Annotated in this window: 10 protein-coding genes and 1 tRNA gene; 6 read left to right on the top strand and 5 right to left on the bottom strand. The window is 65.8% G+C overall.

Going from position 1 to position 12,148, the window contains the following annotated elements; genetic code table 11:
• Window positions 1-118 precede the first annotated feature (118 nt).
• A complete protein-coding gene (locus ACR9Y6_RS04000) occupies window positions 119-3,016 on the top strand; it encodes a TonB-dependent receptor domain-containing protein (RefSeq protein WP_481280096.1) in 2,898 nt (965 codons plus the stop codon).
• Window positions 3,017-3,039: 23 nt separating this feature from the next.
• Window positions 3,040-4,602, top strand: a complete 1,563-nt coding sequence (locus ACR9Y6_RS03995) for a DUF5597 domain-containing protein (RefSeq protein WP_481282685.1) — start codon at window positions 3,040-3,042, stop codon at window positions 4,600-4,602.
• A 15-nt stretch (window positions 4,603-4,617) separates the two neighbouring features.
• On the opposite strand, the gene ACR9Y6_RS03990 is transcribed toward ACR9Y6_RS03995, so the two are convergent.
• From ACR9Y6_RS03990 to ACR9Y6_RS03980, 3 genes are all read right to left on the bottom strand, one after another.
• Window positions 4,618-5,355, bottom strand: coding sequence for a 3-oxoacyl-ACP reductase family protein (locus tag ACR9Y6_RS03990; protein WP_481280095.1), 738 nt, complete (start codon window positions 5,353-5,355; stop codon window positions 4,618-4,620).
• 140 nt (window positions 5,356-5,495) lie between these two features.
• Entirely contained in the window at window positions 5,496-6,080 is a 585-nt protein-coding gene (locus ACR9Y6_RS03985) for a TetR/AcrR family transcriptional regulator (protein WP_481280094.1), read from the bottom strand.
• 68 nt (window positions 6,081-6,148) lie between these two features.
• Window positions 6,149-8,104 (bottom strand): formylglycine-generating enzyme family protein, encoded by a 1,956-nt coding sequence (locus tag ACR9Y6_RS03980; protein ID WP_481280093.1) that lies wholly within the window; start codon window positions 8,102-8,104, stop codon window positions 6,149-6,151.
• A gap of 110 nt (window positions 8,105-8,214) precedes the next feature.
• Here ACR9Y6_RS03980 and ACR9Y6_RS03975 point away from each other — a divergent pair, with 110 nt between their 5' ends.
• Entirely contained in the window at window positions 8,215-9,330 is a 1,116-nt protein-coding gene (locus tag ACR9Y6_RS03975) for a ribonuclease D (protein WP_481280092.1), read from the top strand.
• A gap of 60 nt (window positions 9,331-9,390) precedes the next feature.
• Here ACR9Y6_RS03975 and ACR9Y6_RS03970 read toward each other — a convergent pair whose 3' ends face one another.
• Window positions 9,391-9,978, bottom strand: a complete 588-nt coding sequence (locus ACR9Y6_RS03970) for an NADPH-dependent F420 reductase (RefSeq protein ID WP_481280091.1) — start codon at window positions 9,976-9,978, stop codon at window positions 9,391-9,393.
• Between the two features lie 21 nt (window positions 9,979-9,999).
• Window positions 10,000-10,410 (bottom strand): DoxX family protein, encoded by a 411-nt coding sequence (locus tag ACR9Y6_RS03965; RefSeq protein ID WP_481280090.1) that lies wholly within the window; start codon window positions 10,408-10,410, stop codon window positions 10,000-10,002.
• Between the two features lie 112 nt (window positions 10,411-10,522).
• Between ACR9Y6_RS03965 and ACR9Y6_RS03960 the strand changes: the two genes are divergently transcribed.
• The 3 genes from ACR9Y6_RS03960 to ACR9Y6_RS03950 all read left to right on the top strand — a co-directional run bounded on the left by ACR9Y6_RS03960 (window position 10,523) and on the right by ACR9Y6_RS03950 (window position 12,145).
• Complete coding sequence (locus ACR9Y6_RS03960; protein WP_481280089.1) at window positions 10,523-11,410, top strand: LysR family transcriptional regulator; 888 nt, start codon at window positions 10,523-10,525, stop codon at window positions 11,408-11,410.
• A 50-nt stretch (window positions 11,411-11,460) separates the two neighbouring features.
• Window positions 11,461-11,536: transfer RNA gene (locus ACR9Y6_RS03955), tRNA-Ala, on the top strand.
• Between the two features lie 147 nt (window positions 11,537-11,683).
• Entirely contained in the window at window positions 11,684-12,145 is a 462-nt protein-coding gene (locus ACR9Y6_RS03950; RefSeq protein WP_481280088.1) for an N-acetyltransferase family protein, read from the top strand.
• The last annotated feature ends 3 nt before the right edge of the window (window positions 12,146-12,148 follow it).

Raw genomic sequence — 12,148 nt, 5'->3', positions numbered from 1 at the left:
CGATCGCATTCCAACTCCCGAGGTCGCGGTCCTGCCGCGCCCCTGAGCGATCGGTCCCATGCCGAGCGCCGAGCGAACTCGCCCGTCTTCCGTACGCCCACCGCCAACGAGGGAAGCCATGCACCAGCGCCATAGCGATTCGCCCGACCACACGCCCCGCCACGTGCTGGGCCAAGCCGTACGTGCGGCCCTCCTCATCGGTCTCATCGGCGGTGCCGGATCACTGCATGCGCAGGACGCCGCTGGTGGCGAGGCCGCCGAAACCAGCAAGGCCAAGGACCTGGAAGGCATCACCGTCACCGGTTCGCGCATCCGCCGCGTCGACGTCGAGACGGCCAACCCGGTGGTCACCCTCGATCGCGCCGCCATCGAGGCCACCGGCAAGGCCACCCTCGGCGACCTCGTACAGGAACTGCCCTCCATCGCGGGTAACGCCACCAACCCGAACACCAACAACGGCGGCGGCACGGGCGCCTCCACCGTCTCGCTGCGTGGCCTCGGCGAGAAGCGCACCCTCGTGCTCGTCAACGGCATCCGCCTCGCTTACAACGACGTGAACGCCATTCCGGCGAACATGATCGATCGCATCGAGGTGCTCAGCGACGGTGCGTCCGCGATCTACGGTTCGGATGCGATCGGTGGCGTGGTCAATTTCATCCTGCGCGACCATTTCGACGGGGTGCAAGTCTCCAGCGACTTCGGCACCAGCAAGCGCAGTGACGGCAATCGCCGCAACTTCTCGCTGACCGCCGGCCATACCGGCAAGGACTACGGCGTGATCGCCGGCCTGTCCTACAGCGACATCGACGCCGTCTCGGCCGATGCGCGCAATTACTCAAAGGATGCCTTGTACCTGATCGACGGCGCCTCGGTGAAACAGGGTTCGTCGGCCACGCCGACCGGCTCGGTCAACTTCAACGACGGTTCGGCCGCCTCGAAGGCGTTGGCCAGCTCGAACGGCTGCTCGCGCGTGACCCTCAACCCCGGCGTGACCGGCGCGACGGGACCAGGCGATTTCCATTGCTACACCGGCTCGGACTCATACAACTACCAGCCATACAACCTGCTGCAAACGCCGCAGAAGCGTACCAACGCTTTCCTGCTCGGCCACTACAAGTTCAACGACTACGTGCAGGCCTACGTCAACAGCTACTTCAGCAAGACGAAATCCTCGTCGGTGATCGCGCCGATACCGATCTTCGCCAACGGCGACAATTTCCTCGCCTCGGCCAACAGCTACTACAACCCGTTCGGCGTGGACTTCGGCACCGACCGCGCCACGGGCACGTCCACGAACGACTTGAACACGCGCCTCACCGTGCTCGGCAACCGGCGCTATCAGTACAACACCTATAACCTCCAGGTGAATCCCGGCCTGCGTGGAAGTTTCGGCGACAGTTCATGGCAGTGGGACACCTCGATCAACTATGGCCGCGTGCGCCAGGATTCGATCAACTACGGCTTCCTCGATTACGCGAAGTTCAACCAGGCGGTCGGCCCATCCTTCATGGATACGGATGGCACGGTACGCTGCGGCACGGCCGGCAACGCGATCGCCGGCTGTACGCCGCTGAACATCTTCAACATCAACGATCCCTCCGGCCTGTCCAACCTGCAATCGATGGTGGTGAATCCCTCGGTGGGCAGCGTCTATACCGTGAAGCAGCTGGAGGCGAACGCCAACGGTGACCTGTTCGACTTGCCGGCCGGCACGGTGAGCCTCGCCACCGGGCTGTCGTATCGCAAGGAAAGCACGTCCACGAGCGCCGATCCCTTGTGGACCGCCGACGAGAACGGCCTCTGCGGCGTGATCGAGTATTGCGCATCCACCCTGGCCGGCCGCTTCAATGTGAAGGAGGCCTACGCCGAAACCCTGATTCCCCTGTTGGCCAACCTGCCCGGCATACGTTCCCTCAACCTCACCGTGGGCACGCGCTGGTCCGACTACAGCACCGTGGGCAGCAGCACGAACAGCAAGGTATCGCTGGAGTGGCGTCCCGTGGAGGACCTGCTCCTGCGCGGTACCGTGTCGGAGGTGTTCCGCGCACCGAACACCAGTGAACTCTATGCGGGTGTGGCCGGCGACGCCGCCACGGTGAACGATCCCTGCAACGGCTACACCGGCGGTCACGATGCCGCCTGTGCCAACGTGCCCACCGACGGCAGCTATCGCCAGGCGGATGGCCAGATATCGGGCAAGGCATCCGGTTCGGAAGTAGCCGGCTACCAGCTGAAACCGGAAACGGGGCGCTCGTACGACATCGGCCTGGTCTACGATCCACACTGGCTGGAAGGCCTGTCGTTCAGCGTAGACAGCTGGAAGATCAACCTGAAGGACACGATCTCCACGGTTTCCGCGCAGACCGTGCTCAACCAGTGTTATGCCAATCCCGCCAGCGCCTTCTGCGCGCTGATCCATCGCAACGGCAATGGCACGATCAACTACGTGGCCGAGCCCACCGTGAACCTGGGCAAGCTCTGGGCCGCCGGTACCGATTTCGCCGCGACCTATCGCCTGCCCGAGACCCGCTACGGACGCTTCACCGCCAGCCTCAACGGCACCTACATGAAGCGTTACGACATCAATCCCGACACCACCGATCCCAGCTCGGTCGTGATCCACAACGCGGGCATCTTCACCTACAGCTACGGCAACTTCCCCCGTTGGCGCGCCCTGGGCACGTTGAACTGGTCGCAGGGCGACTGGAGCGCATCCTGGCGCCTGCGCTACGTGGGCCGCAGCCAGATCGGCAACGCGGATCTCCGCCAGGGTCTCTCCGCCGACTACGACCAGGCCGGTGTCGAGCGCAAGATCGGCGCGTACGTCTACCACAACGTGCAGGTGGGTTATAACGTCGAACCCTGGCACACGAAGCTGGAGCTGGGCGTGGACAACCTCACCGACAAGCAACCGCCGTTGTACTACGCGAACAACACAACCAATGCAAATACCGACGTCGCCACCTACGACCTGCTGGGGCGCTTCTACTGGATGCGCGCGACGGTGTCGTTTTGAGGCGTTTGCTCTTCCTGGTAGCGATGCTCTGGCTGGCCATCGCCGCGTCGTCGGCAGCGCGCGCCACGTCCATGCCGCGTGTCGTCCACGAACAGGGCCGCCACGCCCTGCTCGTGGACGGCCGGCCCTACACGGTGCTGGCGGCACAGCTGCATAACTCCAGCGCCTGGCCCGACATGCTGCCGGGCGTATGGAACGACGTGCTGGCCCTGCATCCGAACACACTGGAAGCGCCGGTCTACTGGGAACAGTTCGAGCCGGCCAGGGGTCGGTTCGACACCCGCCATGTCGATGCGTTGGTCGAAGGCGCGCGAGCGCACGGACTGCGCCTGGTCATCCTGTGGTTCGGCAGCTGGAAGAACGGGCAGATGCATTACGTTCCGGAATGGATCAAGTCCGATCCCGTGCGCTACCCACGCGTGCTGGACGAGCACGGCCAGCCGGTCGACGACCTTTCGACCCTGGCCACCTCCAACCTGGAAGCCGACAAGGCCGCGTTCGCCGCGTTGATGGCGCATATCGAACGCATCGATGGCGACCGCCATACGGTGATCATGGTGCAGGTGGAGAACGAGCCGGGCGCCATCGGCACGGTTCGCGACCACTCACCCGCCGCCGAAGAGGCCTTCCGTGGCAACGTGCCCGCCGACCTGGCGAAGGCACTCGGCAAGCCGGCCGGCAAGACATGGACGGAGGTATTCGGCGCGGACGCCGACGAGCAGTTCAACGCCTATGGCATCGCGCGATACATCGATCAGGTGGCGTCGGCCGGCAAGGCCGTCTACCCGCTGCCGATGTACGTCAACACCTGGCTTCGCTACAAGGGCAAGCACCTCCCCGGCAACGACTATCCCAGCGGAGGCGCCACGTGGAACGTCCTGGACCTGTGGAAAGCCAGCGCACCGCACATCGACCTCATCGGCACCGATCTCTACAGCACCGACTACAACGAGTTCACCAAGGTGGTCGGCCAGTACACGCGCACCGACAACCCGCCATGGATCTCCGAGACCGGCTACGACGCCGGCAACGCGCCCTACCTGTTCCACGTGCTGGCGAACGGTGGCATCGGCTTCTCCGTCTTCGGCGTCGACAACGATCCGGACACGCCCGAGCGCCGCAAGGCCACCCAGGCACATGCGCGCAACTTCGCGCTCGTGGACGCGATCAATGAACAGGTCGCGGCCGCCGCCTACAGGGGTACGTTGCGTGCTTCCGTGGAACAACGCGGGCAGCCGAAGCGAACCGTCGCACTGGATAACCACTGGCACGCCGATGTCTCCTACGGCGCACCCCGCTGGGGCGATGCGCCCGCCGAACTGCCGGGCACGCCCGACGCGACCGGGCACGTGCTCTTCGTGCCGCTCGGCGCGGACGAGTACCTGGTGGCCGGCTTCGACGCACGCGTCGAGTTCAGCCGCGACGACGCGGACGGGCGTCACGGCCAGTTGCTGCGCGTGGAGGAAGGCAGCTATGTCGAGGGTCGGTGGAAATCGATCCGCTGGTGGAATGGCGACGAAACCGACTACGGGCTCAACTTCACAGACAAGCCCGTGCTCCTCAAGGTCCGGCTCGGCAGCTACTGAGCCGGACCGCCTGCCTCAACTCAGGAAGCCACCGTCGATGCTGAGGCTGGCACCGTTGATGTAACGCGCTTGCGGACCGGCGAGATAGGCGACGAGCGCGCCCACTTCCATCGGCTCGCCAAGACGACCCACCGGGAGCATCGGGATCAGCATGTCCTCATGGCCGGTCACCATGTCGGTGGCGATCGGTCCGGGCTGCACGTTGTTCACCGTGATGCCGCGCGGACCCAGGTCGCGGGCCAGCCCACGCGTCATCGCCTGGATGGCGCCCTTCGAGGCGCCGTAGATCGACGTTCCCGGCAGGCCGGCGCGATCGGCCACGACGCTGCCGACGTTGACGATGCTGCCTCCGCTGCGCAAATGCGCCGCCGCCGCCTTCGAGGCGATGAAGACCGCACGCACGTTGATCGCGAACAGTCGATCGAAGTCAGCCAGCGAGGTGTCGTCGAGCGTGGCATACACGAGCACGCCCGCGCTGTTCACCAGGATGTCGAGGCCACCGGTCGTCCTGGCGGCATCGTCGATCGCGCTGACCAGCGACGCTTCGTCGGCGCTATCGGCACGAACGGATTCGGCCTTCCCACCCGCCGCGCGCACCTCGTCCACCAACGCCTGGGCGGCGCCGGGCGAATTGGCATAAGTGAACGTCACATGGGCACCTGCCGCCGCTAGCGAGCGGACGATGCCCGCCCCGATGCCGCGGGAACCGCCCGTGACGAACGCCGACTTGCCCTCGAGAAACTGGATGGTCATGACATGCCTTGTTATGGAATGATTGGTCAATAAATAGAGGGAAAAGAAGGGGCTTTTGCCCCTTCCCGGTCGCGCGATACGTGCCTTGAGAGGCACGTGCCGCATAGTCTATCAAATACTTGACTTATCAGTCCACTATTTTAGCGAGGCGCCAGCGCGCCCAGTGCCACCCTGACGACGCCGCGCAGGATCCCTGCCGATGCGCCACCCCGTGCCGCCACCTTGAGGCCTGACAAGGTCGCGAGAAGGAAGTGCGCCGCTTCCGCGGGGTCCAGTGTCTTTGCCAGCTCTCCACGGGCGACGCCATCGCGAATCCTGCTTTCGAACGCGAGCAGCGTTCGCGCCTTCACATCCGCCGTCACCGCCGCCACGTCGGGAGCGGTGGTGCCGAACTCGGTCACCGCATGGATGCCAAGACAGGCCTGCCCGGTACCCGTTGCCGCCTCTTCGCCGAAACGAAGCAGCGCATGCTCGATGCCGTCGAGCACCGATTCGCTGGCGAACATCGCCGAAAGCGTGGCCCCGACGCTGTCTTCCGAGTAACGGCGCAACGCCTCGAGATACAGCCTCCGCTTATCGCCGAAGGTGTCGTAGAGACTTTGACGCCCGATCTTCATCGCCGACAGCAACATGGGCGTGGTCGTGCCTTCGAAACCGTGCATGGCGAAGGTTTCGATGGCCCGTTGCAGGGCCGTATCCCGGTCGAATTCACGCGGACGCGCCATGCGAGGGCCTTTATGGAACGAAGAGTCCACAAAGAATACCATCCCGCCCCGGCGCCGGCACGCCGGGCTCAGAGTTCGCGGACGATCCTGAAACCGACGCGGGCGTTGCGCAGGTCGGCCGATGCTCCCTGGCGATACGCGGAGCGGACCATGTCCGGGGCACTGCCCCAGGAACCGCCACGAATCACGCGGCGACTGCAACCGGGGTTGACCCACGCCTCGGCCGTGCGTGGCGCGCGGATGTAGTTGTCATGCCAGCAGTCCGCCACCCATTCCGAGACGTTGCCGCCCATGTCGTAGAGACCGAAGGGATTGGGCGTGAAGCTCATCACCGGCGCCGGTCCCCAATAACCATCCTTGTAACCCTGGAACGCGTTGCTCCAGCGCCGGCCCGACCCGGAGCGATCGTTGCCACCGGTGAGGTTTTCGATACGCGAGCCGGGATTTCCATCGCCCCACCAATAGCGGGTGGTGCTGCCGGCGCGCAGCGCATATTCGAATTCCGCCTCGCTCGGCAGGCGGTACTTCTTGCCCGTGCGCTGCGAGAGCCAGTCGGCGTACGCCTTGGCGTCGTTCCACGACACGTTGATCACGGGCAAGCGTTCCTGTCCCGGCTTGCCCGCGTAGTCGTCCTGCCAGGTGACCGACGGCTCGTCGCGGAGTCCACCGCTCTGTTCGTCGTACACGCTGCCGCCGCCCATGGACTGCGACTGTGGCACGTAGCCGGACGAGCGCACGAAATCGCGGAACTGGCCGATGGTGACGCTGCTGCGCGCCATGGCGAAACCCTTGTCGACCTGCACCTCGTGCACGGGCGCCTCGTCGGCGTCGTGCCCTGCCTCGCCGTCGGGCGAACCCATGAGGAACTTGCCGGTGGGAACCACGACCATCGCCGGCGCCTGTCCCGTGGAGTCGACGAAGCGATCCGCGAACACCTGGCCCGGCTTGTAGCTGGAATACAGCTTCGCGTTGGTCACCCGCTCGTTGAAGTCGTCGATCCCGGCCAGGTCGGGGCTCACCTGTTGCGCCTTGGCCGCCAGCTGCTGGGCGAGGTCGATATTGCCGGCGTCGAGGGCCGAACGGGCCTGCGCGAGCATCGCCGTGGCGCTCTGCCGGCGCATGCCCTCGATGCGGCCACGCGTGTCCTGCAACGCCTGCGATTCCGGCGCGATGGTGGCGGCCTCCGCCAGTGCCGCGTCGGCGGCGGCGAAATCGTTCTGCGCGACGGCCGCGAGCGCCTTGTCCAGCACGCTGCGCTGCACGGTCGTGATGCCCTGCTCGGCCACGGCGTTCTCCGGATCGAGTTCGAGCACGTCGCGGTAGGTATCCAGCGCACTGTCGCCACGCGGTTGGCTGGCCTTGCCTGCCTGCAACTGCGCGGCGGCCTTGCCGAGCAACGGGCGGACCTTGTCGAGCACGGCCAGCTTCTGTTGCAACGGCGCGGCGTCCTTGGCGCTGGACGGAAGCGACTTGAGCGCCGCCAGCGATTCGCGCGCGGCGTCGGCGTCACCCAGGGCGATGTCCTGCTCGATCTCCGCGGCGAGGCGCGCACGTACCTCGTTCATGCCCTCCAAGGCGCGCTGGCTATCCGCTTTTTCCTTGAGCGCGCTGGTGAAGAGCACGGCGGCACTGTCCTTGCCGCCCACCAGCCGATCGACCGCCAACGCCTTGTCGGCTCGATCGAGCAAGGCCGTGAGTTCCGGCGAATCCGGCGTCTTCTGCGCGGGCAGCTCGATCTCGTTGGTCTTCTCGCGGCGGCGCGCGGCGATCACCGAGGCCGGGGCGAGCATGATCGGTGGCCCGGCGTCGATCTCGGACACCACCGCCGGCGGCGCGGCTTGCGGACGCTGGTCGAAGCCCATCACGGTGGGCTGCCCGCGCAGCGGCGAACGCGAGGTGTTCTGCGTGGGCTGGACGTGCAGGGCCTGCGGGAAGAAATGGTAGAACAGCGCGAACGCGAGCACGGCAACGCCCAACGCGCCGCCAATGGCGCGCTGTCGGCGGACGGTCTCGTTATTCGGCATGGTGGGCGGTTCCGTGCAGGCCTGCTATCGTGCGCTGCCACCTTAGGGAATCGCGCGCGGCAGGGCAACACGAACGTCGGCGCGCTCCCGAGTTCAACAAGGACGCCTGCATGACATCGAGCGAACTCGCTCCCGACGCCCCCTGGATCGACCGCCGCGAGGCGCTGGACGCCTGGATCGCCCCCATCGGCCCCGCCGCGGTCGTCGGGCTCGACACGGAATTCATGCGGCGCAATACCTTCTATCCCCAGCTGGCATTGCTCCAGCTCGCCCACGAAGGGCGATACGCGTTGATCGATCCCCTCGCCGTGCCCCTGGCCGATGCGCTGGCGCCGACCTTCGCCGCGCAGCCCGTGGTCACCGTGATGCACAGCGCGGGCGAAGACCTGGAAGCGATGTCGCCTTGCCTGCCGGACGGCCCGCATACGTTGTTCGACACGCAGATCGCGGCGGCCTTCGTCGGCATGGGCCTGGGCATCAGTTACCGCGCGCTGGTGGCCGAGCTGGTCGGCGCCGAACTCGACAAGGGCGAAACGCGCAGCGACTGGCTGCAGCGTCCGCTCACCGAATCGCAAAAGCTCTACGCCACGCTGGATGTCGTCCATCTGCATCCCGTGCACGCCATCCTGGCCCAACGCCTGGACGAGCGCGGCCGCGCCGGCTGGCATGCCGAGGATTGCGCGCGCATGAAGCGCCGTGCCAGCCATCGTGAAGGCGATCCGCAACCGCAACGCGGGTTCAAGGCGGCCAGCGAATGGCCGGCGGAGAAGCAGGCCCTGCTCCGCCGCGTTCTGCGCTGGCGCGAAACCACGGCGCGCGAACTGGACAAGCCACGCTCGTGGCTCCTGGAGGATATCCAGGCGCTGGACCTCGCCGGTAACATCCCCGGCACGCAAGCCCACCTCGACGAACGCACCCGTGGCACGCGTGCCCTGCGATCCGCGCAGCGGCAGGAACTCTTCGAGCTGCTGCGACGCCCCGTGGATAGCGACGAGGTCGCGGCCACGGCCCCGGTCGTCGGTCATCCCATGGGCGAAGCGAAGCGGACCATCAACGAGATGCGCAGCGCCATCGACACCCTCGCCACCCAGCTCGACCTCCCGCCGGGCCTGCTTTGCGCCCGACGCTCGATGGAGGAATTCGTCATGACCGGCGCATGGCCCGAAGCACTGGAAGGCTGGCGGCGCGAGGTCCTCTTCGAGCGCTTGTCGGCGCTCCTGCCGTAACGAAAGAACCGCCGGCGCCCTTCTCGAGGCGCCCGGCGGCCTTCCCTGCTCCAACCGTTCTCAGCGCTGCTTCAACAGGTCCTGCACCATCAGCGCGCCACCGAATTGCTGTAGCAATCCACCGTCGGCGATCTTGCCCAGGACGATCGGGCTGAATCCCAGCGAGGCGACAAGCTCGGCCACGGTGTCGTTCGCCTCGGCATGATCCCCCGAGACGAAGATCACGCGGTTACCACCGTCTCGCCGGGGGTCCTCGGCGAGTACGGGTGCCGGCAAGGTATTGAACGCCTTGACCACGTGTGCGCCGGGGAACGAAGCCTGCACGATAGCCGTGGATGGACGGCCGCCGAGGTTGCGCGGCCGGAACGCCGGAAACTCGATGGCGTTGGTGGCGTCGACCACGATCTTTCCCGACCAGTCGGGGCGCAGCGCCGCGACATCGGCCACCGCGTCGAAGGGCACGGCAAGGATCACGATGCCGGCATCGACCGCACGATCGATATCGACCGGCGTGACCCGCGTGGTGAAGTCTTCGTGGAACGAATCCGGGCCGCGGCGGTTGGCGATGACGGCGGCTATACCGCTGCGGGCGAACTGGGTGGCGAGGGCGCCGCCGATGGCGCCCGACCCGATGATGGCGTAGTTCATGGCTGTGCCTCCTGGATTCGCTTAGGAAAGACGACGCGTGCGGGCGTCGAGGCTGAACCGGCCGGCGCCGTTGGCGGCAAGCAGGAGGAAGGCACCCGCGATGGAGACGTTCTTCATGAACATGATCGTCTGGATCTGATCGGCGAAGTCGTGATGGAAGACGATGCCGGTGAGAAGGGTGAACCCGGCCAGGAGGACGGCGACGATGCGGGTCTTCCAACCCAGCAGGATGGCGATTCCGCCGAGAACCTCGGTCGCGATCACCAGGGGCAGCACAGCGGACGGTACGCCCATCGCGGTCATGTAGCCGGCCGTCGCCGCATAGGCCGCGATCTTGCCGAACCCGGAGAGCAGGAACAGGCCGACGAGAAGGAGGCGTCCCACCAGTTCGGTGGTGCTCTTGAGTACAGGGGTTTCGACATTGCCGCTCATAAATATCCTCGGTGGATACGTGTGTAGGTGGTATGGGAGAGAGGTTAGACGGTGGCGAAGTATCCGAATAGCCTTTATATTTCGATGGAATCCATCTTATTTAACGATACATATGCTTGACGGCGTCACCCTCGACCAACTCCGGACCTTCATCGCCGCCGCCGAGGAAGGCAGCTTCTCCGCGGCGGGGCGCAAGTTGCGTCGCGCGCAATCGGTCGTTAGCCAGACGCTTCTGAACCTGGAGGCCCAATTGGGCGTCCCTTTGTTCGATCGCAGCCAGCGCTACCCGCGACTGACGGAAGCCGGACACGCCCTGCTCCGCGACGCACGCGGCGTCGCCGACGGCATGGACAGCTTCAAGGCACGCGCACGCTCGATGAAGGAAGGCCTGGAGCCCGAGCTGTCGGTGGCGATCGACGTGATGTATCCCATGCACGGTGTCACCCGTGCCGCCGGTTATTGCCGTGAATTCTTCCCACACACGCCGCTGCGGCTCTACGTGGAAGCGCTGGGCGGCGTCATCCAGCCAGTCGTCGACGGTACTTGCCGGGTCGGCATCGTCGGCTCGCTGCCATTGATACCCGAGGAGGTGCGCGCCGAACCGCTGCTGGACCTTCCCTTCACCACTGTCGCGTCGCCGATGCATCCGCTGGCCGCGATCAAGGGTGAGGTCGACAAGGACACGGCCGGAAAACACGTGCAACTGGTCCTCACCGACCGCACCGCGCTATCGGATGGCCGCAGCTTCGGCGTCGTCTCGCCGCTGATCTGGCGCCTGGCCGACATGGGCGCCAAGCACGCCTTCCTCGTCGCCGGGCTGGGCTGGGGTCACATGCCGCTGCACATGGTGCGCAAGGAGCTCGACGAGGGCACGCTCGTCACCCTGGAAGTGGAGGGCTACAACACCCGCAACATGACGCTGCCGATGCACGTGGTCTACCGCAAGGACAGCCTTCCCGGCCCCATGGCACGCGCCTTCATCTCGCAATTGCGCGCCTGAAACCCCTCTTGGCGACCGCCGGAAGCCCTGCTAACATGCCCCGCTCGTGTGGGGCGGTAGCTCAGCTGGGAGAGCGTCGCGTTCGCAATGCGAAGGTCGGGAGTTCGATCCTCCTCCGCTCCACCAAGAATCAATGCCCGACTGTCATCAGCCGGGCATTTTGATTTGGGCTTCCACCAGCCGCACCTCCCAAGCCGCCCTGCCCATGCCGTTGCCCCAAACGTTCAGCGAACGCGGCATCATGAAGGCACCCTAACCCTCCCAGGTGAAAACATGGCCGAGCCCCTCACGATCAGGTACGTGACCGACCGGGACTTCGATGCCTGGAAACCCCTGTGGGACGGCTACAACGCGTTCTACGGCCGGGAAGGAGCGACAGCGCTACCGGAACCCATCACGCTGGCGACCTGGGCACGCTTCCTCGATACCGCCGAACCCATGCACGCCCTGGTCGCCGAGCGCTCGGGCCAGCTGCTCGGCCTGGCGCACTTCCTGTTCCATCGCACCACCACCAGCACGAGCGACAACTGCTACATGCAGGACCTGTACACGACGGAGGCCTCGCGTGGCACGGGCATCGGCCGCGCCTTGATCGAACGTGTGTACACCGAGGCCGGAAAGGCGGGTGCGGGACGTGTCTACTGGCAGACCCACGAGACGAACACGCACGCCATGCAGCTCTACGACAAGGTGGCGGAAAAGTCCGGCTTCATCGTGTACCGCAAGCTGCTTTGACGC

This window comes from Luteibacter sp. TLI7-4A, assembly GCF_056754745.1.
The sequence above is the reverse complement of the archived record's forward strand: the minus strand, read 5'-3'. Positions and strand labels throughout refer to the sequence as shown.